A 26,031-nucleotide genomic window follows, 5' to 3' on the forward strand; every position below is an offset into this window, starting at 1 on the left:
CAAGCTCTTATCGCTATTGCCTCAGTGAAATTAACGCGACGCCATCCGATCCCAGCAATCGTCGCTGCGTGTCGAGAGCTTGTGCTTCATGATGCGTTGGCTGACCGTGCGCTCGAATTCGTCGACCACCGCGATGTAGCGGGGGTTCTGGTAGGGCGCGAGCCTCTCGCCAAGCCACGCCGACATCTTTTCGGGATCGACGCGATGACCAGCCTTCGGCTTTACGAAGAGCTTGATGTCCTGTTCGCCGATATCCGTTGAAACGCCCACCATCGCGCAATCCTCCACATCCGGGAAATCCGCAGCCACGTGCTCGACCTCCCAGGCCGAGACGTTCTCGCCACGGCAACGCACGCTGTCGGTCATGCGACCATGGAAGTAAAGGTTTCCCTGATCGTCGAACGATCCGAGATCGCCGGTGTAAAGAGCCCCACCACGCAACGTCTTCGCGGTCGCCTCCGGGTTGTCGAAATAGCCGGGGAACAAAGCTCCTTTTCGGGAGGTGCGAACGACGATCTCACCGCGCTCGCCGATCGGTACCCGGGCGCCGGTTTCATCCAGAAGCTCGACAGTGAACCACGGCATGGGTCGACCGACAGAGCCGACGAGGCCGGTGTTGTTATAGGTGGTGATGCTCGAAGCTTCCGTCATGCCATAGCATTCGCGGATCTGGATGCCGAAACGGTCCTGGAATTGGCCCCATACATCCGGTGGGCAGCCGCCGCCCCACGCAATCTTGACGCCGTGCTTACGGTCGAGGTCCGATGGCGGCTGTTTCAGGAGAATTTGCAGAATTCCGCCGAGGTGGTGGATATGCGTGGCGCCTTCCGCAACCGTCTGTTGCCAGAAGCGGCTGGCGCTGAAGCGATCGACCATGGCAAGGCGAATGTTACGAATCATCGGCAATGGCAGGAGTTGCGCACCGCCAATATGATAAAGCGGCTCCCACACGAAAAAGACGTCCCCCGGCGTGGCGGCTGAGACGAGGCCGACAGCTTCGCTCGCTAGACGCAGCATCCTGTGCGACACGACGGCGCCTTTGGGGCGGCCTGTCGTTCCCGATGTGTACATGATCGCAAACGGAGCATCGGCAGCAGGCGTTCGCTCGGAAAACGCGGATGTTCCTCGAAGCGCATCCGCGAGCGAGTCGGATATTGCATCGGTGTCATTGACAAGAACGGGAGGCGCCGGATTCCCCAGAGCTTCCCGCGCGAGCGGTGCGAGATCGGCGTCAGCTATCACCAGACCGGGACGAGAATGTTCCAGAAGGTACCGCAGGCCTTCTCCCCGCTGCTGAGCGTTGACCGGAATCCACACGATGCCAGCCTTTGCGAGTCCAAAAATAGCCGAGAGCGCCGGAACGCTGTTACGCATCATGACGGCGACGTGATCGCCCGGCCGATAACCCTCGCGGCGAAGGAAAGCCGCGAAAGCCGACGACTCGCGATCGAGTTGCGCGAACGTGATCGGGTCGCCGTTGAACTTCGCATAGATCCCTTCGGGATCGGCCACGGCGCGAGCATGGAGCAGGTCGACAAAACCTTCATCGTCGAATGTCATCGGAGTCTCTCGAAGTATTCAAATCAAGCCGAACGGCGGAAGCGTTCGGCGAGAAGGAGGAGGGTGGTCACGAGCACGAACACGACCACGGATACGGCCGCCAGCGTCGGGTTCAGCTGAAGGATCATGTCGTCCCACATTTGCTTGGGCAGGGTGGTTTTCAGCCCACCACTGACGAAGATCGCGATCGTCAACTCGTCGAAGGAGGTGATGAATGCAAACAGGAATGCCGCAATCAATCCGCCTTTTATCATGGGGATTGTGACCGACACCAAAGTCCGGACACGACTTGCGCCGAGTGTTGCGGCGGCTTGGTCCAGTCGCATGTCGTAGTTCTTCAGCACCGCGGAGATCGCCACGAGCGTGAAGGGGACCGCCAGAACGGTATGGCCGATCACAAGTCCTGTATTGGACGCCACCAGGCCGATCTGCGCAAAAAGATAGAACATGCCGACGGCAATGACGATGCGTGGGACAATCATCGGAGCGAGAAAGAACGCGAAGATGAGACCGCTCCAACGGCTCCGGCTGTTGGCAAGCGCAAGGGCAGCAAACCCGCCGATTGCCGTCGCGACGATCGCCGTAGCGAAAGCGACGCCGAAAGACCGCAGCGTTGCCGAAGTCCATAATGGTGAAGAAAAATAGGTTCCAAACCAACGCATGGAATAGCCAGGCGGCGGGAATTCCAGGAACTCTGAACTTGTGAATCCCATCGGAAGAACCAGGAGGGTCGGCACCACAAGAAATGCGATGATCGACCAACACACGATCGGCAGGAACAGGGCCGTGATCTTCTTCCCGAACAGCAGCCTGGCCGCAGCAGCGATGCGGGAGGCGAGGGCGGCGACGATCTCCAAGACCTTCAACCCGATCAGGCGGATGCGACCGGTCGATTCGACCACCGCGCCACCTGAGATCGTGGAGATGCCGAAAATGCGATCGTAGATCCAGCAAGCAAAGAGGGCGGTCACCAGCATCATGGCAGCGAGAGCGCCCGCGAAGGGCCAGTTCAGCAACTCGGAAACCTGGGTGATGATGAGTTGTGCCAACATCGTTTCCTGCCGCCCACCGAGGAAGGCCGGAACAATGAAGAAGCCGAGGGACGAGATGAAGACGAGCAGCCCGGCCGCCGTCACGCCCGGCAACGAGAGCTTGAAATAAACCAGCCAGAACGCGTGCGCCGGGCTCGATCCGAGCGTTTGCGCCGCGGATACCAGCCGACGATCGATGCTCGTCATAACCGGGAGCATGGTCATTGCGGCGAGGGGAACCATGGCGTGAACCATACCCACCATCACGCCGAACTCGTTGTGCAGCAGCGGGAGCGGCTCGGCGACGCCGGAGCCGAGCAACAGGTTGTTGATGACGCCGCTGCGTCCGAGGATGATCATCCAGGCGAATGTCTTGACAAGGTAGCTTGTCCAGAACGGGATCATGACGAAAAGAAGCATGCGGTTGCGAAACCGCTCGGGCAGCCCGGCGATCCAATAGGCGAGGGGGTAGCCGATCAGCAGGGAAAGGAGCGCGGTGTTGCCGGCAATCTTGAAAGTGATGCCGAGCACCCGAAGGTAGACATCGGTGTTCGCGATGCGCGCGAACGAGGCGATGCTCCAACTGCCGGTTTCCGTATCTGTCACGCTAAGAAAGAGAAGGCTCGCCACCGGATAGGCGAAGAAGATCAGCAGAAATGCGAGACCGGGAACAGCCAACCAGAGCGGGTGTGCACGCAGAAACCTGCCTTTCAACACGCTTCTTCTGGGCTGCGAGGCGACGAGGGTGCTCATGGAACCAATGCCGCCACGTCTTTGTCCCAACTTGCCGAGATGGTGTCGCCCATGCGCGGCACGCTCTGGCCCGGAGGGAGGCGAAGGATGATCTCGTGACCGTCGGTCAGTTGAGCGATTACGCGCGTTTCGGACCCGGCATAGACGATCTCCTTGACGGAGCCGCAGAGGGTGTTGGGGGAATCGGCACCAATTCTGAGGTGCTCAGGCCGAACCACCAGGCCGCCGCCTTCTCCGTTTGTTGCAATGCCTTCGGGTAAATAAAACGCGCCGTGGGGTGTCACCAACTTCGTCCCGCCGCCATTGCGCTCGAAGGTGCCGCGGAGGATATTGGAGATGCCGATGAAATCGGCGGCGAACGCCGAGCGGGGACGCATATAGATATCGTGCGGCGTGCCGAGTTGCTCGATGCGGGCGTGATTCATCAGGCAGATGCGGTCAGAGAGTGCGAGCGCTTCCTCTTGATCGTGCGTCACGTAGATGATCGTTGCGCCGCTTTCGCGATGCAAACGTTTGATCTCGATCTGCATGTGGTCGCGCAACTTCTTGTCCAGCGCGCCGAGCGGTTCGTCCATCAGAATGATGGACGGCTGGTAGACGAAGCATCGGGCAAGTGCCACGCGCTGCTGCTGCCCGCCTGAAAGCTCACGCGGGAAACGCGCCGAGAGATGGCCGAGATGGACCATATCCAGCGCGTCCGAGACCCGAGTCTTGATCTCGGCCGCCGGTTGCCTGCGCATCTTCAATGGAAACGCGATGTTCTCGGACACCGTCAAATGCGGAAACAGGGCGTAGTGCTGAAAGACCAGCCCGATGTCACGCTGATAGACGGGAGTGTCCGACTGATCCTGCCCGTCGATGAAGACCTTTCCTTCTGTCGCTTCGACGAGACCGCAGACGAGTTGGAGCAGGGTCGTCTTGCCGGACCCCGAGGGTCCGAGCAGCGTCAGAAATTCGCCGCTCGGAACACTCAGTTGCGTGGGTTCGAGTGCCGCGACCTTGCCGTATCGCTTGCACAGGCCCTCGACCACGAGCTTCGGTGGCGCAAGGCCAGTTGAGGTCGAATTTTTCGCCACCGGAATTCCTCTTGTTACGACAGAAGCCAACTGTTGAAGCGCTCGGTGACGGCGGATCGATTGGCGCTCCACCAATCCTCGTTGGCGATAGCCATCTTCTTCAGGTTCTCCTGCGACGTCGGCAGGTTCGCGGCGCGAGCGGCCGGGATGGTCTTGTAGGCATCGAGATTGGTCGGGCCGTAAGCCAGGATCTCCGTGAAGATTGCCTGCCGTTCGGCGTCGCTACAGAACCTGACAAACTGTCGGGCCACATCGGCGCGCGGGCAGCCCTTTGGAATACTCCATCCTTCGAGAGAATAGAGGCCTTGGTTCCACACGATCTTGGCCGGCGTGCCGCCGTCGATTGCCGCCTGGAAACGGGCGTTCCAGCCGGAAATGATGTCGACTTCGCCACTTTGCAGAAGCTGGGTCGATTGCGCGCCACCCGTCCACCACACCGCGATATGCGGCTTGATGGCGTCGAGCTTCTTGAAGGCACGCTCGATGTCGAGTGGGTAAAGCTTGTCGAGGGGAACGCCGTCAGCGAGTAAAGCCTGTTCGAGCGAGTCGATCGGGTTTTTGCGGAGGGAGCGACGACCGGGAAACTTCTGGACGTCGAAGAAATCGGTCCAACTCGTGGGAGGATTCTTTACGCGATCGGTGCGATAGGCGAAGACCGTGGAATAAACGTCTGTTCCCATCCAGTTCGACGAGATTGCTTCCGGCATCAGCTGCGGGACGTCCGCATGGCTGAAATCGATGGGCTCTAACAAGCCTTGCTTGGTCAGAATGTCTCGTGCAGAAAGCGTCAGCGTGCAGACGTCCCATGTGTAGGACTTCGTATCGACCATTGCCTTGAACTGCGCGGTCGGTTCGGCTTCGCGAGCGACGTTGACGATCTTGTTGCCGGTGGCTTTTTCAAAAGGATCGTAGAACGCCTTGCGAAAAGCCGGCCCGAATGGCCCGCCCGGATCAGCAACGGTCAACTGCGTTGCCGCATGAGCACGACCGATCAAGGCCGGCGCTCCGATCCCTGCGACAGCCATGCCGCCGGCTGCGGTCAGCAAACCGCGACGAGTCAGCTCGAACGATTTTTTCGTCATGTCCTCTTCCTCTCTCTTCTGCAGATCGTGCCTGCTTTCCCTCGGTCGATTGGGTGGAAACGTCTTCAGCCTTTCCTTGCCGCTCGTTTAGCCAGGAATTCTTCCATCATTCGGGCCGGCTCGCCGGTGGCATAGGCTTCGCGCTGGTTGCGGATGCCGGCCGCCAGACAGTCACGAAATCCGGCCTCGGTGACTTCGCGGAAACGCTGACGGTTCAGCCGCATCGCAACGGGAGGCTTGGTTGCGAGGTCCGACGCGAGGGCGAGCGCCTCGCTCATCACGTTCTCCTTGGGAACCATGCGGTTCATGACGCCAATTCTAACACATTCGTCCGCGTCCATCATGCGGCCGGTCAGCGTCAGGTCGATGGTGCGGCCGAGGCCGATGATCTCGCGCATGATCCAGGGGCCAGTGGTGCTTGCGATCCCCGAATTGATCTCGGGCTGGCCCATGGTGACCCCCGCATGACCGATGCGGATGTCACAGAGGAGCGCGACCTGGAAGGCGGAACCTGCAGCCACGCCGTTGAGTGCGGCGACAATCGGCTTCGAAAGCGATCGGATGCGCGTGTAAAGCCGCTCCCATTCGCCGATCCACAATTCGGCGCGGTCAGGATCGAACGTCTTCGTTTCGTTGAGATCCTGTCCAGCCCCGAAGGCCCGGTCGCCGGCACCGGTGAGGATAACCGCACGGACGGCCTCGTTAGCCTCCATGGCGTCGAACGCTTCCACAAGCTGAGAGCGCATTTCGGCATTCCAGGCGTTCAGAACTTCCGGTCGGTTGAGCGTCACCACCCCGACCGCGCCGCGAATTTCGCTCAGGACCATTTGAGCCATGGTGGGTTTCCTTCCGACAGTTCTTATTGCATTCCAATAAAATCTATTGAACAATCGGTCGAGTCGATTGTCAACGAGTTTCCGCAACGTTACCGACACGGCCGACAGGGGGACCCATGCGGGCGGACACGAAAATCAAGTCGCGGGTCGCGACGAAAACATCGACACGCGCAAAGAGCGCGGACCCCTTGATGGTGATGTCGGTGGAGAAGGCGTTCAGGGTGTTGTCGGCCTTCGGGGGCCAGCAGAGGACCCTGAGTCTGTCCCAGGTCGCGGCCGCCACGAAGATGGACGTAAGCTCCGCCCAGCGCTTCACCCACACGCTGATGCGGCTCGGCTACCTGCGCAAGGACGGCGACACGAAACGGTTTGAGCTGACGCCCAGGACTCTCGATCTAGGTTATTATTTCTTGAGCGGGCAACGGCTGGTGAACGTGGCGATGCCCTACCTGATGCACCTGAGCAAGGAAACCGAGGAGACGGTCAACCTTACGCTTCTCGACGACACGCAGATCATCTTCGTGTCGCGCTTCATGAGCCGGCACATGCTGAATACTGATGTCGTCATAGGAACCCGGATGCCGGCCTATTGCACTGCACCGGGCATCGCGATCCTTTCGCGTCTGCCAGAGGACGAGGCGATGAGCATCGTCGATCGGTCCGATCTCGTCCCGCACACGGCGTTTACAACCTGGCAACGGGACGACGTGCTGGCGAAACTCCGCGCTTCAGCCAAACAGGGATATGCGACCGCCTTCGAGGAGTTTTATCTCGGCGATGCCTCGGTGGCGGCGCCGATCCTCGATGCCGGGGGAAGGCCGCAAGGAGCGGTCAACGTGGCCGTCTCCTGCTCGCGCTACTCGCGCGAGGACGTGATCCTCCGTTTCGCGCCCCTGGTGGTAGCCGCGGCCCGTGCAATTTCGGGGGCTTGACGGCGCAGCTTGACGGGTTGTCAGAAGAAATACCAATGTATGACAATTGTTATTGCAATACGATAACTTGAGCCCGTCTGAGGACTAGCAAAGGATAGGCGATGCCGAGGATGGGCGCTGCTTCCATGGACGAACGACCAGGATTGTTTGTCCGCGCGGTTGACCGGGACGGGGGCTCGATCGAGTTCACTATCGACGGCTCTCCCATGACAGCGCGTGCGGGCGATTCTCTCCTCGCGGCAATCCTGACGAACGCATCACTCCTCCGGCGGCTGGAATTCGGCGGAGAGCCCCGAGCAGGCTTCTGCCTGATGGGAGCGTGTCAGGATTGTTGGGTTTGGCTGGATGACGGCCGACATGTGCGGGCATGCACAACGGCGGCTGTCGCCGGACTTGGCGTGCGCACCACGCCTCCGGCACTGGCGGAAATCAGGAATGTCTAACGTCGTGGTGGTCGGCGGCGGCCCTGCTGGCATCCGGGCCGCCTGCATGCTCGCGGCCCACCGGCTGCGGCCGGTTTTGCTTGATGAGGCGAGGAATGTCGGCGGCCAAGGCTATCGTGCGCCTTCGCCGGGCCTGAGGCTCGATATGGACGCGCTGATGGGAGGCGAGGCTGCCAAGTACCACGCGCTGCAAGCCGCCTTCGCGTCGATCCGCGACCAAATCGAATATCGGCCAGGCACCCTCGTATGGGCCATAGAGGGAAAGACCCTTCATGTGGCGACCGATGAGGGTTCGTCGACCGTTTCGTTTGATGCTCTCATTCTTGCGACCGGAGCGATGGACCGCATCATGCCGCTGCCGGGCTGGACATTGCCCGGCGTCTTCGCTCTTGGCGGCGCGCAGGTTAGCCTGAAGGACCAGGGTTGCTTCATCGGTCGCCGCGTTGCCTTCTGCGGCTCATCGCCGTTGCTTAACCTGGCGGCGTTGCAGTATCGGAAGTTGGGAGCCGACGTCGTCGCCGTCTGCGATACGACGCCGCTCGGGGCCAAGGTGAGGGCAGCGCCACAACTCGCCGCCGCGCCGCGGACGATGATGCGGGGCATATCCTATCTCACATCGTTAATGCGCGCGGGCACCCCGATGCTGCACGGGGTGACACTGCTCAGGATCGAGGGCAAATCCCGTGTCGAAGCCATCATCGTGCGCGACTGCCGTGGGCGCGAGCGGCGTTTTGCCTGCGATGCGGTCGCATTGGGTTACGGCTTGAAACCAGAGGCCCAACTGGCGGAGCTGGCGGGTGCAGAGATGCGGTTCGACGCGACATCGAGACTGTGGCTGCCGAAGATCGACGCTGATGGACGTGCTGGGCGTTCACTCTATCTGGCAGGAGACAGCGTTGTTATCGGCGGTGCGGATGCGGCCGAAGCCAGTGGTGAACTTGCGGCCCGAGCCGTCCTGTCCGATCTCGGAATAGTGCACGCTCGCAGCGTTGCGCGCGGTTTGCGGCGGCGGGTATTTCGCTTGCGCCGGTTCCAGCGCGCTCTCGCCCGCGCCTTTGTGTGGCCTGCAAATCGCGTCAAAGATCTCAGTGACGATGTCGCGCTTTGTCGTTGCGAGAATGTGAGCGTCGGCGAGATCCGGCGGGCCATGGATCAGGCGCTTGGCCCCATCGAGGTCAACCGCGTCAAGGCCATAACGCGGTGCGGCATGGGGCGCTGCCAGGGACGCGTCTGCGGGCCCGCACTCCAGGAACTGGTTGCCAGCCATGCGGGTATTCCGATCGAGGCTGCGGGCCGTCTGCGCGTTCAAGCGCCGGTCAAGCCGATCCCGCTCTCGGTTGCAAGGACTCTGGCAGAATGACCCGGCTTATCGCCGATGTTGCAGTGCTGGGCGGCGGTCTGATCGGCTCATGGACGGCCTATTTTCTCGCACGTCGCGGCAAGCGCGTCGTATTGATCGAGAAGGGTGTTGTCGGCGCGCAATCGAGTGGCACGAATTTCGGGAATCTGAGGTTGCAGGGCCGGTTTCCCGGCCAATACCCCCTCTCCCTTCGTGCCCAGGATCTGTGGGAACGGCTTGAGGATTTGATCGGCGATTCCTGCGAGTTCGACGCCACGGGGCACCTGTATTGCGCATTCGACGAGGCGGAACGGGATAAGATAGATCATTACGCGGAAGTGTCGGAATCATACGGCATTCGTATCGAGCATCTTGATCGAGCTCAGCTGAAACGTCGTTTTCCCTGGCTCGGCAGGAAGGTCATCGCCGCCACCTATTCGGCGCGAGACGCGACAGCGAACCCGCGGCTCGTCACGCCGGCCGTCGCGCGCGTCGCGAAGTCCTTGGGCGTTACGGTGGTTGAACATTGCGCCGTTCGGGAGGTGCGAAAATCCGGCGACACATTCCATGTCGATACCGACACCGACCTTCAGGTGGAATGCGGTCACGTGGTCAATGCCGCCGGTGCGTGGGCGCTTGAATTCGCCGAACGGTTCGGGGAGACGGCGCCGCTCTTCCCCGCGGGACCGCCGCAATTCGTCACCGAACCTTTCCCCTATTTCATCACGCCATCCGTGCAGACGGTCGACGGCTCGGTCATTGCGCGGCAGATCCCGCGCGGAAACGTCATCCTCGCGGGTTACCCGCGGACGGCAGCGGACCCAATCCTCAATCGAGCGCCGGTCCCGCCGGTCAAGACACTTGCGGCGATGGAATGCCTTGCCGAAGTGGTTCCGGCCCTTCGATCATGTCATGTCATCCGCGTCTGGTCGGGCATCGAGGGATACCTTCCGGACATGCTGCCGGTGATCGGACAGAGTGAGACGACGCCCGGTCTCATTCACGCGTTCGGCTTTTGCGGCCATGGATTCCAGATCGGGCCGGGCGTCGGTCTGTGCCTGAGTGAGATCATCGTCGATGGCCACACCGAAACGCCGCTTTCCCCTTTCGCGATCGGTCGGTTCCAGCAGGAGATTGAAGTGAGCGACAAATTCAAGCGTGAATTCGATGCGGTGAGGAAGACTCCATGACGCTTCGCGTCGCCGTCATCGGCGCTGGCATCGTCGGTGCGATTTCCGCCCTCGAGGCGGTGCGCGACGGCCATCATGTCATCATCATCGATCCTGATTCTCCGGGAGGCGAACAGGCCGCCAGCTACGGCAACGCCGCGTGGATATCCGAGGGGACGGTGCTTCCGGTCTCGACGCCCGGCTTGTGGCGCAAGATCCCCGGCTATCTTCTCGATCCGGAAGGTCCATTCTCGATCCGCTGGAGCTATCTTCCGAAAGTCCTGCCTTGGCTCATCCGGTTCGTACGTGCCGGATCGACGGTCTCGAAAGTCCAGGCGACAGCTCGTGCGCGAAGGACGCTGGTCGCGACGGCCATATCACGTTACCGCGCTCTCGCCGATGAGGCCGGCCTCAGCCATCTTCTCCATCATCGCGGGCTTCTCTACGTCTACCCGTCACGCACCGACTTCGAAGCGGAGGCGCTTGAGTGGCGGTTGCGTCGTGAACTCGGCTTAACCTGGGATGAATTGGATGGCCCGGCGCTGCGTCGGTTCGAACCGGGTCTTGGTCCGGCCTACGGTTTCGGCGCGCTACTCAAAGACGGAGCCAATCTGTCGGATCCGGGCGCGTTCGTTGCTGGCATCGTGAAACACGCCGTAAGTCTCGGGGCGACACTCCTGCGGGCGCGTGCCACAGATTTTCGTGTCGAAGGCGAACGCCTTGTGGCAGTTACCACCGACGACGGAGAGGTCTCCTGTAATCGGGCGCTCATCTGTGCGGGTATTCACTCCAAGGAGCTGGCGCACAAGGCCGGCGACGCAGTGCCGATCGAGAGCGAGCGCGGCTATCACGTCGTGGTGGCTGATCCGGAATACGTGCCTCAGCATCCGGTCATGCCAAGCGACGGCAAGATGGGATTGACCATGACAGACAGTGGCTTGCGCGTCGCCGGCCAGGTCGAACTGGGTGGCATAAAAGCGGCGCCGGACTGGCGGCGCGCTGAAATTCTGCTCGATCATCTGGCGCGTGTCTTCCCCTCGATCGAGCGCGACCCGGCACGCATCAAGCGATGGATGGGGCATCGACCTTCGACGCCGGATGGGCTGCCTTGCATCGGGCCCTCGACCGCCTGCGCGGATATCCTCCATGGCTTCGGGCACGGGCACAGCGGCATTTGCATGGCGCCCGTTTCGGCGCGACTGCTGGTCGATCTGGCCGGCGGAAAAAGCCCGGCCATCGACCCGAAGCCTTTCTCTGTTCGGCGGTTCCGATGAGAGACGATCAAACTTTCCTCTACCTCAATGCGGCCGATATCGCCGCCATCGACCTTGATCCGAACGAGGCCCGCGAGGCCGTCCTGGAGGCGTTCCGCGCCCACCACGAGAAGCGGATCATAGCCAAGCCGAAACTGACCCTTGAAATCGGCCCGGGCCATTCTTTCCAGACGCTCTGTTCCGCGTGGGAAGAGTCAGGCTTCGCGGCGAACAAATGGCTCGGCATGGCCCCCGCTTCGCCGAGCTCAGAACTGCCCGGCATTCACGCGGTGATCGCTCTGAACGATTTTGCCAGTGGTCGCCTCGTCGGATTGCTCGACGGCAATGTGATCACCGCTGTCCGGACCGCAGCCATGTCTGCTGCGGCGGCGCAATACCTGGCCCTGCCGACAAGCCGCACATTGGGTCTGATTGGATGCGGCCTGCAGGCGCGCTTCCACATCGCCGCCATGAAAGCGGTGCTTCCCGGTTTGTCCGAGATCAGGGCCTACAGCCGGACCCGTCGTTCGGCCGAAGCTCTCGTCCAGGAGGCGCAAGAGAGCGGATGGAACGGAACCGTCAGTGACGACGCGGAGACGGCAATCCGCAACAGCGATGTCATTGTGACGACTGTTCCGATGAGTTCGGGCCTCGCGCCGTTTCTGGATCCGGCCTGGCTCGCACCCGGCTCCTTCCTGTCGGCGGTCGATATCGCGCGTTCATGGCAGCCGCACGATCTTCGGCGATTGGAAATCCTGGTAACTGACGATCACGCACAGCAGCACGAAAGCCCGCCGATCTCGCCGGAACTCGGTCGCATCGGCAGCTTCGATGCCGACCTTGCCGAGTTGGCGAGCCAAGCCAAACCCGGTCGCGCAGACAACGAGCAGCGCGCCATGTTCATTTTCAGAGGCGTCGGTCTCGCGGATCTTGCCGTCGCCGCGCGTGTCTTTGCCGCCGCCGAGGCCAAGTCCATCGGCCAACGGCTCATCCGTTGAAACGCGGGGCAAATCTGCCTCGCAGCCACTAGAGGCAGCATGAAGACAGACGATCAACTCTCAAGCATCGATCCGGCACCGTCTTCGTGGTGGTTCGATGACGCCCTGAGGCAGGAGGCGGGATCGCCCACAGCTTCGGCACTGGCGGGCCACCTCAATGTGGACGTGGTCATCGTCGGGGGCGGTTATACCGGGCTCTGGACTGCGCTCGCACTCAAAGAGCGCCGACCGTCTCTCAGTGTCGCGCTAATCGAAGCGTCGCTCTGTGGCGCAGGGGCGAGTGGCAAGAACGGCGGCAAGGTCCATGGTTATTGGGCCTCGCTTCCTGGCATGGAAACATCGATCGGGCCGGATGCAGCCCTCGCAGTCGCTCGGGCCGGCACGCGCGCGCAAGATGGCATTCGTACTTTCGCGACGGCGCCGGGACGCGATGTCTGGTGGCGGGAGAGCGGCAACCTGCGCGTTTCCGCCGCTCCGGCGCAGGATTCCAAAATCTCGAATCTGGTTGAGACGGCGCGCCGCCTCGGCGTAGGCGATACGGCGATTGCCCTGACGGTCGAGGAACTCGCATCCCGATGCCGCTCGCCGGCATTCCGGGCTGGGATTTACTTTCCTGAAGGTGCGAACGTGCACCCGGCGCGGCTTGCGCGCGCGCTTCGAGCGGCGGCAATTGCCGCGGGCGTCAGCATTTTCGAAAATACGCCGATGCTCAAATTGGAGCGCGCGGCGCCGAACCGGATCGTGACACCGCAGGGACAGATCATTGCCCGGGACGTCGTGCTCGCTACCAATACGGAACTCGCGGTCGATCCCGAAATCAGACCCCACGTGAGCGTATTCTCAAGCTATGCGCTCATGACCGAGCCAGCGCCAGAGCAGCTGGCCGACATCGGCTGGACTGGCGGCGAAGGAATCGCCGACCTGCGCATGTTCATCCACTATTTTCGAACAACCCGGGACGGGCGAGTTCTGATGGGGTCGGGCTCCGGCCCGATCAGCTATGGTGGGAATACGCATGATCCGGCACTGACGAACGACCGCGCCTCCGCGGCCCGCGCCGAACGGGGATTGCGGCGTCTCCTGCCGGCACTGAATCACACGCGTGTCGCCCGTGTGTGGGGCGGGGCGATCGATGTATCGGCGGACAGGTTGCCGTTCTTCCGAACCATGCCTCGGAGCCGGGTCCATTACGGCTGCGGCTATTCGGGGCATGGGGTGAATGCAACCTATATCGGCGGACAATGCCTCGCGTCCCTCGTGTTGGACGAAAGAGACGAATGGGCGATGCTTCCGCTCTGCACGCGTAAGATACCTGCTCTACCTCCGGAGCCATTCCGCACCCTTGGCGGGCGCGCCGTAAGATGGGGAATTCTCGCCTGCGAGGAAGCGGAGGAAAACGAACGGAAAGGTCCGATCCACGCGCGAGCGGTCGCGTTGCTGCCGCGTTTGCTCGGCATGCGCATCGGCACCCGCTAGAGAATGGCGAATGAAGCGGCCTGTGCTAACCGGGCGCCGCTCCCTGGGTGTTCACATAGACGGCGTAGAGCGACTGGCTCGCAGCCATGAACAGGCGGTTGCGTTTCGGCCCACCGAAGCAGATGTTCCCGCAGATTTCCGGAAGACGAATGCGCCCGATGAGCTTGCCTTCTGGATTCCAAATCGTGACTCCGCTGTAACCCACCGCGCGCCCAGCGTTGCTTGACGCCCAGACGTTACCGTCGACATCGCAGCGCAGTCCGTCGGGCCCGCATTTGACGCCGTCCACCATGCAATCGGTGAAGAGCTTCTGGTTCGACAGCTTGTTGTCGGTGCCGACATCGAAGACGTGCACGTCACCCTTGCCGCCGGCGCCTTGATCGCCTGGCCCCTTACCCGTGCTCGCGACATATAGCTTTCTGTGGTCGGGCGAGAAGCATAGCCCGTTCGGATCCGGAACCTGCTGCTCGCTCACCACGAGGTCGACGCGGCCGCTCGGATCGACGCGGTAGCAATTGGTCGGCAGTTCACGTCGCCACTCTCCAATACCGGGTGGTTGACCAAGCTTCGGGTTAAGCCGGCCATTCGCATTGCTCGGTCCGCCCGGCGCGTCCGGCGCACCTTCGTAGAGCTGGCCGCCATAGGGTGGATCGGTAAACCAATAGCTCCCGTCCGGGTGGGGAACGACATCATTCGGCGAGTTGAGTCGCTTGCCGTCATAAGAATCGGCGAGCACCGTGACTGAGCCATCGAGTTCATAGCGCACCACCCGACGCATCAGGTGTTCGCAGGAGAGTTGACGGCCCTGATAATCGAACGTGTTGCCGTTGCTGTTGTTCGATGGTGAACGCAGCACGCTCACGCGTCCATCATCCTCCAGCCACCGAAGCTGCCTGTTGTTGGGAATGTCGCTCCAGACGAGATAACGTCCTTGCGCATTCCACGCCGGACCCTCGGACCACAAAGCCCCTGTCCACAGACGTTGGATAGCGCTGTTGGGCTGCGCGTAGTTGTTGAACGCCGGATCGACGGTGAGAACATCCGGGTCCGTGAAGTAGGTCGTCGGTGCACCGCGCGGGCTGAAGTCCCGAGGTGGAGTCGTCACCGTGCTCGGCGGCGCCGCCGGGCCTGCCGGGGTTTGGGCGAGAGCCGCACCGGATCCCATTGCGACGACGCCCAACCCCATGGCTCGCAAGATCGTCCGACGTGAGGCGATCAGCGGATGCAACGCGCGTCGCGGCCCCTTTGCATCCTCTGGCAATTCCAGGGGAAGGGTCAGAAAAATCTGGTCCTGAAGTCCGGTCGGTACAGCTGTCATGGTCAGCACCCTTCGTTTGAGAGCCGTGGAGCGACGTCTAAGCCAATTTCGCGCCTCTATTGCGGCGCATTCATGAACTCTGTGTTGAGCAAGCGGGCGCGCATGATCATGGGTCTCATCGAGGAGTTGGTCTGGTGAGGGAAAGAATTGGATTCATCGGCGTCGGACTGATGGGCCATGGCATGGCCGGAAATATCGTCGACAAGGGTTGGCCGCTGACGGTGATGGCCCATCGTAACCGCGCACCGGTGGAGGATCTCAAGGCACGAGGGGCGGCCGAGGCTGCAAATCCGAAAGGCGTCGCCGAGCAATCGGATATCGTCGTCCTTTGCGTCACGGGATCGGCGGAAGTTCAATCGATTATTGAAGGGGTTGACGGACTCGCCGCAGCCGGCAAGCCACTACTGGTTATCGACTGCTCAACCGCGGATCCGTCGGTGACGATGCGACTTGCAACCGAGCTTGCGCCGAGTGGCATCACTCTGATCGACGCGCCTCTGGGGCGCACGCCAGCGGACGCTCAAGCTGGCACACTCGATGTGATGGTCGGTGGCGATCCGCTTGTTGTGGCGCGGGCCCGTTCGGTTCTGGACGCCTTTGCGGCTCGCGTCGTGCATGTCGGTCCGACCGGGACGGGGCACACGATGAAGCTCCTCAATAACTTTCTGTCGATGGGCTATGCGGCGCTCTATTCGGAGGCACTGGCGCTCGGCTCCAAGGCTGGACTTACTCCCCAGCTTTTCGACAACGTGATCCGCGGGGGCCGCATGGATTGCGGTTTCTACCAGACATTTTTCAAATGGGTGCTCGATCGGGATCCGAACGCCCACAAGTTCACGCTCCGCAACGGCTTGAAAGACATGACCTATCTGGCCTCCTTCGCCAATTCGGTTGGTCTCGCAAATCCGGTTGGCGCCGCTGTACGCAACAGCTTCGCACTCGCTGTCGGCACGGGGCATGGAGAAGACTACGTGCCGATGTTGTCGGACGTCATCTCCGAACTGAACGGCATCAAGTAATTCGCTCAGGATATGCCGAGGACGATATAGTCACGCTTGCACGAGCGAACAGAATTCCCTATAGCCGCAAAAATTTACGAAGCCGTCACGGCAATTTCATCTGAGAAGTTCATCTAAAACGACAAATTGGGAGGATGTTACTATGGCGGGACCGAGTTTTTACGAGCAGTTTCTTCTGGAATTGATCAATACAGAACGTGCCAAGGTTGGCGCGCAACCGCTTGCTTTCAACTCGAACCTACTTGTCTCGTCCGAGGATCACAGCCGGTGGATGATTGCATCGGACGTGTTTTCTCACACCGGCTCAGGAGGTTCGGCTCCGACCGACAGAATGAAGGCGGCTGGATATCAATTCGCCGGGTCGTGGAGTTCGGGTGAAAATATCGCCTGGGCCAGTACGCGCGCACCGGCCGGACTTCAGGACGAGGTGCAATTGCTGCACGCGAACCTGATGAACAGCGCAGGCCACAAGGCCAATATCCTGAACGCTGATTTCCGTGAGATCGGGATCGGTTTTGAAACGGGGATCTATCAGAGCTGGGACAGTGCCTTCGTGACGCAGAATTTTGCGCGCTCCGGATCGAGCTCGATCCTGACCGGCGTTGCCTTCGACGACAAAGATGGCGACAAGTTCTATGACCCGGGCGAGGGCTTGGGAGGTGTCACCATTCGGGCCGTCAGTTCGTCCGGCGCCGCCTACACGGCGATGGCCATAGCTTCCGGTGGCTACCAACTCGATCTTCCAACGGGCGCCTACAATGTGACGTTCTCGGGCGGCGGTGTCGAGACGACCACCCGACAGGTGACGATAGGCTCAAGAAACGTGAAGCTCGATTTGATCGACCCAAATCTGACGAGAGGGGCTGCAGCCTCGGCCGTGATTGCCGGCACGGCGAAGGCCAACAAGCTCCATGGAACGGCGATGGCCGATGTCATGAAGGGTCTCGGCGGGAACGATTCACTCTATGGCCAGAGTGGAAACGATCGTCTCGATGGCGGCACTGGAAATGACTATCTGTCAGGGAGCGTTGGAAATGACAGCTTGCTCGGCCAGAGCGGTGCCGACCGACTCAATGGCGGCTCGGGTGCAGATAGGTTGCTTGGTGGTTCGGACGCGGATCGGCTTATTGGTGGAGCAGGAGTTGATGTGTTCATCTTCAAGGGCCGCTGGGGCAATGATCGCATCGACGACTTCCAGAATGGACGCGACAAGATCGACCTGCGGGGAAATGGGCTCGGCTATGTCTCGTTGAAGATCGGCCGCGCCGATATCGACATGGATGGTATCTACGACGACGTACTGATTCAGGCGAACGGCCAGACTATCGGTGTTCTGAATAGGGCCACGACGTTGATCGATCGCGGCGATTTCTGGCTTTGAGCCTAAGTGGTGACCAGCGTCGTTCGCTTCCTTAGGAACGGGACGCACGATCTTCTCAACGGGGGACTTCTCGTGGCCGTCGCCCTTGCGCTTACGCTCTGGAGTGCGGCGTTGGATCGGCGGGCTGCTCCCACCTGCCAGTTGGCTTGAGCCTCCCATCGTCGAAGGAGAGCGGGATCCCCTCGTTCCCGTCTCACCCTCGACTACCTCCCTGCCAAGCTGACATTGGCTCCATTCTGTGGGAGAGTTCGCGTATCGGATCTTTCGACGGCAAGCCTGTCGCGACAGATCCGAGCCGCCCGGCTGGCAGCACGTCAAGAACGTTCGCAGTGCGGGACAGGGAGGCGACGCTTGCAGAAGGTTGCGCAACGGCTGCCGTTCTATGCGGGCCTCGGCCTGGTCACCGCAGCGACGCTCATGCTCCAGATCGTCGAGACCCGGATCATTTCCGTCACCTCTTGGTACCACCTCGCGTTTTTCATCATCAGCATTGCGATGTTCGGGTTAACCGCGGGAGCTGTCTGGGTCTATCTTCGTTCCGAAGCCTTCACATCCCAATTCTTGGGCTATCATCTGAGCGTCGCGTCCCTCAGCTTCGCTCTTGCGACGGTTTTTGCGCTGCTCGTGCAGCTGACCATCGTCACGAGCTTGCCCGCATCCGCCATGTCGTTCGTCGTGTGGGCGGAATTCGCCATCGCGCTGGCGCTGCCATTTTTCTTCTCCGGCATTGTTGTCAGCCTGGCGCTGACCCGAAGTCCGTATCCCGTTGGGATCGTCTACGGGGCGGATCTGCTCGGGGCCGCGTTCGGCTGCCTCGGCGCGCTGGTGCTGCTCAACCTTGTCAGCGGCCCATCAGCGGTGTTGTGGGTTGCTGCCCTGATTGCGGCGGGCGGCCTGAGCTTCGCCAGCGGCGGCGGCCAGGGCGCTCCGTCTCATCAACCGATTGCCGCAACATTGTTCCGATTTCGGACGGTCATATTCGGGGCTCTCGTCCTGCTCGCTGCTGCCAACAGCCTAACCGAGGGCATTCGTCCGACCATCGTGAAGGACAATCTCGAGCAACCGGCGACGATCGCCTACGAAAAGTGGAACTCGTTCTCCCGCATCACAATCGGCCAGAACCAGGTCACGTCGCCGGTGCTGTGGGGGCCGTCCCCTCGGTACGTTCCGCAACAGGTCGATCAGCGCTGGATGCATATTGACGGGGGCGCCGGAACGGCGGTCTACCGCTTCACGGGCGATCTCCAGGAAATGGCTTTTCTCCGCTTCGATGTGACCAACCTCGCTTATGCGATCCCCGGTCTGAAGACGGGTGCGGTGATCGGCGTCGGCGGTGGTCGGGACCTCCTGTCTGCACGCCTGTTTGGGCTTCCGGAGGTCGTGGGGATCGAGATAAACCCCATTTTCATCGATCTGCTCACCCAGCGCTACGCGGATTACACCACCATTGGCCGCCAGCCCGGCATTACGTTCCAGGTCGACGAGGCCCGAAGCTGGTTTGCCCGGGCTACCCGCTCCTTCGATATTATCCAGATGAGTCTTATTGACACCTGGGCCGCAACGGGTGCGGGCGCATTCACACTGTCGGAGAATGGGCTCTACACCGTCGAGGCCTGGCGGATTTTCCTGCAGCGCCTGACGCCCGACGGCGTTTTCACCGTGAGCCGCTGGTATGCTCCCGGGGAGGTCAACGAAACCGGCCGGATGGTGAGCCTTGCGGTTGCAACGCTCCAGGATCTCGGCATCCCCGACCCCAAACGGCACTTGTTCATGGGCTCGTCGGGCAGTGTCGCGACCCTTGTGATGTCGCGATCACCCTTGTCGGAGCAAGCCCTCGCCGAATTGCGCAGAACTGCGGCGACATATGACTTTTCCGTTCTGCTCGACCCGGCAGGGCAGGCGGCGTCGCCGCTCCTCGAGAGCATCGTTTCAGCGCCGGATCGGCATGCCCTCCGGCGGGCGACTGAAGCCTCATATCTGGATCTGAGCGCGCCGACCGACGCCCGCCCGTTCTTCTTCAATCAGTTACGGCTCGATCGCCTGCTCGACCAGAATCTCTTCGCGCTGGCATCAAGACCGGGCGTCTATGGTGGAAACCTCAGCGCCACGCTGACGCTCGCGATGCTGATCCTCATATCGGCGGTTCTCGTTGCAGCAACGATCATCATTCCGCTCCGCTCCACCGTCAGTACAGCGGCGACAACGCTGACGGTTGCCGGAACGGCCTATTTCGCGCTGATCGGGATCGGATTCATGATGGTCGAAATCGCGCTATTGCAACGCATCAGTGTCTTCCTAGGCCATCCGGTCTACGCCCTCAGCGTCGTGTTGTTCAGCCTCATCCTGTCAACGGGGGTCGGCAGCCTGGCGTCCGAGCGCTTTCCGCTCAACGACACGAAAAGGCTGGTCGCGTGGCCGGCGCTCACATGCCTTTATCTCGTTGCCTTGCCGTTGTGGCTGCCTGAGGCATTGCTCCGGCTCGAAAGCGCGGGCCTGCTGCCACGAGCCGGATTGGCGGTTCTGGTGCTTGCGCCTGCCGGATTCCTCATGGGCTTCGGTTTTCCGACTGGCATGCGGCTGGTTTCCGTGATCGACAAGAGGCCGACTCCCTGGTTTTGGGGCATCAATGGTGCTGCGGGCGTGCTGGCGGCGAGCATTGCCGTTTTGACAAGCATCGAGTTCGGCATCGATACGACGCTTCGGGTCGGGGCATTCTGCTATCTGCTGTTACCGGGACCGGCATTGCTTCTCGTCAGATACGCGGAGGCTCGGCGGGAGCGCACCGACCCGGGCGACGCGGTCGAGCCTGCTTCCTTCCAACAGGTCGAGTAAGGTGCGCTGCGGTTGCGCGGCGATCATGCCAGGAGGTCGTGATATTCCTTATGGCGGCGGATCCACGCTGAGGCATAACCACAGAGAGGTGCGATCTTGCTGCCCTCCGCGCGAGCGATCTCGGCAACACCCCGCATCAACTCGCCCGCGGCGCCCGTGCCGCGAAGAGGCACCGGAGCCTCGACGTATTTGATCGCGAGGACGGGTCCTCGTCGCTCATAGGTGGCAAAGGCAATCTGCCCATTCACATCGAGCTCGAACCGACCGCTCGCGGTATTGTCGCGGATACCGCTACTCATGCCGATCACCCATTGGAGTTTGAGGCCAAACGTATTCCGGCCGTCCGCGTTCCCCGAGGCTGTTGAGACACGGTCAGCCTAAACGGCACTTGCGGCGATCAAGAGGACGATCCCCATCGCGAGCAATCCGATGCCCGGCAGTTGGGCTTTGACATCAAAGATACTGCTCCGCCCTCGCGGTTCCAGAGTGGCGCCCGGTATCGAGGTCCGGGAGCGCCTGGCTTGGCTCAGCGGCCCGGCCCAGATCATCCGCCCGGCGATGAACACCACTCCGCAAAGGACCAGCAGCGCACCCAATCCGACGAGAAACATGCTCGATAGCATAGGACCTCCGGGATCCTTCCGCGGCGTCGGGCCCAAGCTTCCGCCGATCCCTGCTGAACGTCAAGAGCGGGCTTAGCCATATGAGCGTGAGGGCACACTGCCTCGGCTTGGAGCCGCGCCATTGTTTCTCGTCGGAAGACCACTCAGGTGCGTGTATTGCGCAGGAACTCGGCCAGGCGTTGGCTGCGCGGATTGCCGAAGATTTCGGCAGGCGGGCCGTCCTCGACGATCTGACCCTGCTCCATGAACACAACCCGATTGGAAACATCCCGTGCAAAACGCATCTCGTGGGTGACGATCAGAAGCGTGGCACCGTCGTCGGCGATGCTTTTCACCGTGTTCAGCACTTCCTGGACAAGCTCCGGGTCGAGAGCCGACGTGACCTCGTCGAGCAGGACCAGTTTGGGATCCATCGCGAGCGCACGCGCGATGGCGACGCGCTGTTGCTGCCCGCCCGAAAGTTGGCTGGGATAGTGGTCGCCGCGCTGGGCCAGACCGACCCGCCCGAGCCAGGCTTCCGCTATGGCGCGCGCTTCGTCGCGACCGAGGCGGCGCACTTTGCGCAATCCGAGCATCACGTTGCCAGCGGCCGTGAGATGAGGGAACAGATTGAAGCTTTGAAAGACCATGCCGGTCATTGATCGTTGGCGCGACAAATCGCGGTCGCGGATGCGGTATCGACGTCCTTTTGAGATGCGGTAACCGATCGTCTCGCCATCGAGAACGATGTCGCCCCCCTGAAACTCTTCAAGCAGGTTGACGCAGCGCAGAAGGGTCGTTTTGCCGGACCCGCTGGAGCCGATGATCGACACGACCTCGCGCTTGTTCAAGGCAAGATCGACACCCTTGAGAACTTCGACCGTCCCGAATTGTTTTCGAAGGCCCCGGATTTCGAGCAAAGGGTGCAAGGTTTCCGTCATGAGCGCCCTCCGGCGTAGCGTTCGACGGTCTTGCCGACTTGGTCGAGGAGAATGTTCGTGATCAGGTACAGGCATCCGGCGAAGACATAAAACTCGATGGTCATGAAAGTGCGCCCAATGACTTCTTGCGTTTTCAGAAGCAATTCTCCCACGCCGATCATGGATAGCAGGCTCGAGCCCTTGATCAACTCGACGCCGGTATTGATCCACGGAGGCAAAGCGCTTCGCAGCGCCTGCGGCAGAAGCACATAAGCGAGCATCTGTGGGAAGGTCAGGCCGATGCTGCGCGCGGCCTCCGCCTGACCTGGTGGAATTGCCTGCAGGGACCCCCGGAGCAATTCGCCGATATGAGCGCCGGCAAAGAGCGTCAGGGCCAGAATCCCCGCCTGGGTGGCGCTGAGGTTCAGGCCCGCCACGGACGGAATGTAAAAGGCGGCGAGGATCAAGACGAGCAATGGCGTTCCGCGCATCACATCGACATAGACCCTGAACGGAAAACGGACCAGCGTGGGCGCGAACACCAGTTGGATGCCGACGATGCAGCCAAGCACCGTCCCGCAAGCGATCGCCGCAGCGGCGATTTCGATCGTCAGCAGGAATCCGTCCCAAAGCGGCCAGCGGGCGGTCCAGACTTGATCGAGGAAAACTTGCATTCCTTTGCTGAACCTCTGCTCAGAATTTCGGAAATCGACGCTCGAGGCTTCGCAGGAACGAGGCGATGGCGAAACATGCGGCGACGTAGAGCCCGCTTGCAACGAGCCAAGTCTCAACGACGCGGAAGGTGTCCACGTTGATCTTGCGCGCCTCGAAGGTTAGCTCCGGAATCGCGATTGCCGCCGCAATGGAGCTGTCCTTGAACATGCTGATGAAGGTGTTGCCCAGTGACGGCAATGCGTTGCGAAGCATCACGGGCGCAGTCACCCAGATGCCGGTCTGAAACCGTGTCAGGCCGATGGCGCGTCCGGCCTCCACCACGCCTTTTGGCACCGACAGCAGACCAGCGCGAAAAACCTCCGTCAGATATGCGCCCGAATAGAGTGCCAACGCGCCGATGAAACTCTCATATTTGTCGAGCCTTATCCCGGCCTGCGGGAGTGCGAAATAGACCAGCAGCACCAGCACGAGGAGCGGCAGGTTCCGGATCATCATGACGTATGACCCGGCGATCAGGCGCCCGAGACGCGAGGGACCGACGCTGGCGAACGCCGCCAGCAGCCCCAGAAAGGTGCCGATAAGAACCGCCGCGATTGCGAGCCCAAGGCCAATGGCGAGCCCCGACAGAAGTCTGTCGAAACTCGCCCAGATCGCGCCGAAATGTAGCGAATATCCCACGGGCTTTCAGACCCTAGCGGAACTCGTATGGGAAGCCGATTTTCGGCTCAGGCGGAGTTTCGCCGAACCATAGTTCGAACGCAGCCTTGTAGAGCGGGAACGTCGTGCCCGTCATGGATTCGCGCAGAGCCACATTGACGAAATTCAGCCAATCGGGATCGCCCTGCTTGACGATGCAGGAATAGGTCTGCGGATTCCAGCTGAAACCGGAATCGACATAGCGGCCGGCGTTCTGCTTCATGTAGTAGCGAAGGGATGAGGAATCCGTCGCGGCGGCGTCCGCACGGCCCGAATTCAGCGCCTGATACATCAGGTCCACGCTTTCGAACTGATCGACCTTCGCTTCCGGAAGAGCGTCGCGGACCATCTGCTCGGCAAAAACGTTCTGCAGAACCGAGATCGTAACTTTATTGCCGGCAGCCTTCAGAGCCGCATAATCCGCGTAGCGGCCACCTTTCACCATCATCAGGCTCACGCCCTCGCGGTAATAGGGCACGGTGAAGGCCACCTGCTGGGCGCGCGCCGCCGTCACGGTCACAAACTGACATGCGATGTCGACTTTGCCCGTGACGATATTGGGGATGCGCGCGTCCGAAGCCTGGTTGACGAATTCGATTTTCGTGGGATCGCCGAAGAGGCCCTGGGCGATGATCTTGGAGACCTCGATGTCGAAGCCGACGAGTGCGCCTTTTTCATCGCGGAAATGCCACGGTGGATTGGTGCTTCCGGTGCCCACGACGAGTTTCCCCCGGCTGAGAACCTCTTGCAGCTTACCTTGAGCGGACGCTGACGGCACCTGCAGCATGGCCAACGCAAACAACCCTATTCCGGCAGCGATGCGTATCGTTGTCTTCGACATGATGGTTCCCTCGTTTTGAAGTCATATTCATCAAGCTCTGCCATCGTTTCTGGCTTTGGAGCTTTTGACAAGCGCGAAACAGAGACACGTTTCCACGACCCGGTATCGTGTTGCGGGCATGATGCGGCAGGGCAGCACGACGAAAATTGGAACGGAGTTCGATGGATGGTCGGACCACGAGCCGCCCGCGAGAACAGGGTGCCGGCCGGACCGCTTGAGAGAAACCTACCCGCATTCGCCGAATTGGCACGCGCGCCCTTGCCCTTCGATGTGTCGCATCGAGAAAGCCTCACGGAGGATGTGATGTAAACGGCCTTCTGTTTCGTGCGGCGGAACAAGCCCGAATGCGAAGCGGAGGGAACGGTGGGTCACATCTTGTCGGACTTCCCGGCGGCATCGGCCAGCTTGCTCAGCATGGCATCAAAAAACCACGGCTTGCGACCAAGATCCTCGGCTCGCTCCTTCCGTCGGATCGCATCGCGGACCACGATCGATCCAATGTAGCGAACGGGCTCCGGCGGGAAGTACCCTAGCGGTCCTTTCGCCAACGGCGAGCGCGTCCATGCATCGTCACGGTCGAGGGCGAGGGAGGCGAGAATCTGGCCTCCGAGATAGCTTTGTCCGACGCCGCTCCCGGAATATCCCAACCCGTAGACGATATCCGGGTGGCCGTTCAACCGGCCGAAGAACGGTATTCCTGTTACGGAGCGATCGGACGGGCCGTTCCAGCTCGCGGCAATGGGGACGCCCGCAAAGGATGGGAAGAATTGCCTCAGGCGGTCGGTCAGCATCGACAGGTAAGGAGAAGGGGCATCGAAGACAGGGAGGATCCTTCCGCCAAACGAAAACGTGTTGCCGCCTTTCCCAAGCATGATGCGGCCATCGCATGTCGTCCGGTAGTAGTGGACGAAGGTTCGTGAATCGAGAACCGAGACGCCGTTTGTCAGCCCGATTGCCGCGAGGAGATCAGGCCGCGGCTCCGTGATGACCATGTCGCTGGACACGATCGCGATCGTCCGCTCAAATTCGGGAAACTGCCGGGCCATCCAGGCGTTGATCGCCACGACCACCTTTCCTGCGCGCACCACGCCGCGTGAAGTTTCGACCGTTGGAGGGCTGCTTTGCACCAAGCGGCGCATCGGCGTGTTCTCATACAACCGCACGCCCATCTCCAGAGCGATACGCCGCAGCCCGCGGACGAGAAGCGCCGGTTGTACGGTCGCGGCGTTCGGCGAGTAGACGCCCGCAAGATGTTTGCTGGATCCTGCACGGCTGACAACCTCCGCGGCGGTGAGATGGTCGAACGAACAGATGCCGCGTGCCTGGAGAGCCGCGATGACCGCATCGGCCGAACCGACCTGGGCCCGGGATGTTGCCGTGTACAAGGTACCGTCGCGACGAAATTCCGCATCGATATGCTGTTCGCGGCAGAACGTGTCGATCGCCGCAATCGCATCCTCGCTTGCCTTGACGAGGCGGATTGCCTCTTCCTCGCCGAACAGACGTTGTAATGTGAAGAACTTCGTCGACCAACTGAGCACGCACCCGCCGTTCCGGCCGCTGGCACCGGCGCCGCAGATGTCCGCTTCCACGAGAACGATCGCGAGGTGCGGCTGCGCGCGTTTGAGATGGATTGCGGTCCACAAGCCGGTGAAACCGCCGCCGACGATGCAGATATCCGCCGTCGTTTCTCCCTCAAGAGGGGGAGCCGAACCCGCATCTTTCTGGAGTGCCTGGTCCAGCCAGAATGGTCTCATCAAATACGCTCCTGTTTTTCGTCCAGAACAGCTACGAACTGA

23 protein-coding genes are annotated in these 26,031 nt (G+C 61.2%); 10 read left to right on the forward strand and 13 right to left on the reverse strand.

All coding sequences use genetic code 11. The annotated features are described in order from the left end of the window. Positions 1-30: 30 nt before the first annotated feature. The 5 genes from FEZ63_RS16000 to FEZ63_RS16020 form a co-directional block, all read right to left on the reverse strand. Complete coding sequence (locus FEZ63_RS16000) at positions 31-1,560, reverse strand: class I adenylate-forming enzyme family protein (protein WP_150946261.1); 1,530 nt, start codon at positions 1,558-1,560, stop codon at positions 31-33. 23 nt (positions 1,561-1,583) lie between these two features. Beyond that, the gene (locus tag FEZ63_RS16005; RefSeq protein ID WP_150946262.1) at positions 1,584-3,344 is read right to left on the reverse strand and encodes an ABC transporter permease subunit; all 1,761 of its coding nucleotides are present in this window, start codon (positions 3,342-3,344) and stop codon (positions 1,584-1,586) included. After that, the gene (locus FEZ63_RS16010) at positions 3,341-4,420 is read right to left on the reverse strand and encodes an ABC transporter ATP-binding protein (protein WP_150946264.1); all 1,080 of its coding nucleotides are present in this window, start codon (positions 4,418-4,420) and stop codon (positions 3,341-3,343) included. Before FEZ63_RS16010 ends, FEZ63_RS16005 begins: the two co-directional genes overlap by 4 nt. A 14-nt stretch (positions 4,421-4,434) precedes the next feature. Beyond that, complete coding sequence (locus FEZ63_RS16015; protein ID WP_150946266.1) at positions 4,435-5,502, reverse strand: ABC transporter substrate-binding protein; 1,068 nt, start codon at positions 5,500-5,502, stop codon at positions 4,435-4,437. Between the two features lie 65 nt (positions 5,503-5,567). Beyond that, on the reverse strand, positions 5,568-6,338 hold the full coding sequence (locus FEZ63_RS16020) for an enoyl-CoA hydratase/isomerase family protein (RefSeq protein WP_150946268.1): 771 nt from the start codon (positions 6,336-6,338) through the stop codon (positions 5,568-5,570). 116 nt (positions 6,339-6,454) lie between these two features. Between FEZ63_RS16020 and FEZ63_RS16025 the strand changes: the two genes are divergently transcribed. The 7 genes from FEZ63_RS16025 to FEZ63_RS16055 all read left to right on the forward strand — a co-directional run bounded on the left by FEZ63_RS16025 (position 6,455) and on the right by FEZ63_RS16055 (position 13,948). Continuing rightward, positions 6,455-7,270: an IclR family transcriptional regulator gene (locus tag FEZ63_RS16025; protein ID WP_244622826.1), complete on the forward strand. Its 816-nt coding sequence runs from the start codon at positions 6,455-6,457 to the stop codon at positions 7,268-7,270. A gap of 125 nt (positions 7,271-7,395) precedes the next feature. Further along, a complete protein-coding gene (locus tag FEZ63_RS16030) occupies positions 7,396-7,713 on the forward strand; it encodes a (2Fe-2S)-binding protein (RefSeq protein WP_244622827.1) in 318 nt (105 codons plus the stop codon). Beyond that, entirely contained in the window at positions 7,706-9,073 is a 1,368-nt protein-coding gene (locus FEZ63_RS16035; RefSeq protein WP_150946270.1) for an FAD/NAD(P)-dependent oxidoreductase, read from the forward strand. Before FEZ63_RS16030 ends, FEZ63_RS16035 begins: the two co-directional genes overlap by 8 nt. Next, positions 9,070-10,242 (forward strand): NAD(P)/FAD-dependent oxidoreductase, encoded by a 1,173-nt coding sequence (locus FEZ63_RS16040; protein ID WP_150946272.1) that lies wholly within the window; start codon positions 9,070-9,072, stop codon positions 10,240-10,242. Before FEZ63_RS16035 ends, FEZ63_RS16040 begins: the two co-directional genes overlap by 4 nt. After that, entirely contained in the window at positions 10,239-11,495 is a 1,257-nt protein-coding gene (locus FEZ63_RS16045) for an NAD(P)/FAD-dependent oxidoreductase (protein ID WP_150946274.1), read from the forward strand. Before FEZ63_RS16040 ends, FEZ63_RS16045 begins: the two co-directional genes overlap by 4 nt. Next, on the forward strand, positions 11,492-12,472 hold the full coding sequence (locus FEZ63_RS16050; protein ID WP_150946275.1) for an ornithine cyclodeaminase family protein: 981 nt from the start codon (positions 11,492-11,494) through the stop codon (positions 12,470-12,472). The genes FEZ63_RS16045 and FEZ63_RS16050 overlap by 4 nt, the downstream gene beginning before the upstream one ends. A gap of 39 nt (positions 12,473-12,511) precedes the next feature. After that, entirely contained in the window at positions 12,512-13,948 is a 1,437-nt protein-coding gene (locus FEZ63_RS16055; protein WP_150946277.1) for an NAD(P)/FAD-dependent oxidoreductase, read from the forward strand. 25 nt (positions 13,949-13,973) lie between these two features. On the opposite strand, the gene FEZ63_RS16060 is transcribed toward FEZ63_RS16055, so the two are convergent. Beyond that, positions 13,974-15,134 carry an SMP-30/gluconolactonase/LRE family protein gene (locus tag FEZ63_RS16060; protein WP_150946442.1) on the reverse strand — a complete coding sequence of 387 codons (1,161 nt, stop codon included), beginning with the start codon at positions 15,132-15,134 and terminating at the stop codon, positions 13,974-13,976. A 263-nt stretch (positions 15,135-15,397) separates the two neighbouring features. On the opposite strand from FEZ63_RS16060, the gene FEZ63_RS16065 reads away from it, so the two are divergent. The 3 genes from FEZ63_RS16065 (at position 15,398) to FEZ63_RS16075 (ending at position 20,498) form a co-directional block, all read left to right on the forward strand. Beyond that, positions 15,398-16,285, forward strand: coding sequence for an NAD(P)-dependent oxidoreductase (locus tag FEZ63_RS16065; RefSeq protein ID WP_150946444.1), 888 nt, complete (start codon positions 15,398-15,400; stop codon positions 16,283-16,285). A gap of 142 nt (positions 16,286-16,427) precedes the next feature. Next, on the forward strand, positions 16,428-17,666 hold the full coding sequence (locus FEZ63_RS16070; RefSeq protein ID WP_150946279.1) for a CAP domain-containing protein: 1,239 nt from the start codon (positions 16,428-16,430) through the stop codon (positions 17,664-17,666). A 351-nt stretch (positions 17,667-18,017) separates the two neighbouring features. Further along, positions 18,018-20,498 carry a spermidine synthase family protein gene (locus tag FEZ63_RS16075; protein ID WP_150946282.1) on the forward strand — a complete coding sequence of 827 codons (2,481 nt, stop codon included), beginning with the start codon at positions 18,018-18,020 and terminating at the stop codon, positions 20,496-20,498. Between the two features lie 23 nt (positions 20,499-20,521). On the opposite strand, the gene FEZ63_RS16080 is transcribed toward FEZ63_RS16075, so the two are convergent. From FEZ63_RS16080 to FEZ63_RS16110, 7 genes are all read right to left on the reverse strand, one after another. Then, positions 20,522-20,797, reverse strand: a complete 276-nt coding sequence (locus tag FEZ63_RS16080) for a GNAT family N-acetyltransferase (RefSeq protein ID WP_150946284.1) — start codon at positions 20,795-20,797, stop codon at positions 20,522-20,524. 78 nt (positions 20,798-20,875) lie between these two features. Further along, positions 20,876-21,121 carry a hypothetical protein gene (locus FEZ63_RS16085; RefSeq protein WP_150946286.1) on the reverse strand — a complete coding sequence of 82 codons (246 nt, stop codon included), beginning with the start codon at positions 21,119-21,121 and terminating at the stop codon, positions 20,876-20,878. A gap of 143 nt (positions 21,122-21,264) precedes the next feature. Next, positions 21,265-22,041 carry an amino acid ABC transporter ATP-binding protein gene (locus tag FEZ63_RS16090; RefSeq protein ID WP_150946288.1) on the reverse strand — a complete coding sequence of 259 codons (777 nt, stop codon included), beginning with the start codon at positions 22,039-22,041 and terminating at the stop codon, positions 21,265-21,267. Next, positions 22,038-22,694, reverse strand: a complete 657-nt coding sequence (locus tag FEZ63_RS16095) for an amino acid ABC transporter permease (RefSeq protein WP_150946289.1) — start codon at positions 22,692-22,694, stop codon at positions 22,038-22,040. Before FEZ63_RS16095 ends, FEZ63_RS16090 begins: the two co-directional genes overlap by 4 nt. A 19-nt stretch (positions 22,695-22,713) precedes the next feature. After that, positions 22,714-23,373, reverse strand: a complete 660-nt coding sequence (locus tag FEZ63_RS16100) for an amino acid ABC transporter permease (RefSeq protein WP_150946291.1) — start codon at positions 23,371-23,373, stop codon at positions 22,714-22,716. A 13-nt stretch (positions 23,374-23,386) separates the two neighbouring features. Continuing rightward, a complete protein-coding gene (locus FEZ63_RS16105) occupies positions 23,387-24,232 on the reverse strand; it encodes a transporter substrate-binding domain-containing protein (protein WP_150946292.1) in 846 nt (281 codons plus the stop codon). A gap of 368 nt (positions 24,233-24,600) precedes the next feature. Beyond that, on the reverse strand, positions 24,601-25,989 hold the full coding sequence (locus FEZ63_RS16110) for an FAD-dependent oxidoreductase (protein ID WP_150946294.1): 1,389 nt from the start codon (positions 25,987-25,989) through the stop codon (positions 24,601-24,603). Positions 25,990-26,031 lie beyond the last annotated feature (42 nt).

This window comes from Microvirga brassicacearum (genome assembly GCF_008757455.1).
GTDB classification, from domain to species: Bacteria; Pseudomonadota; Alphaproteobacteria; order Rhizobiales; family Beijerinckiaceae; genus Microvirga; species Microvirga brassicacearum.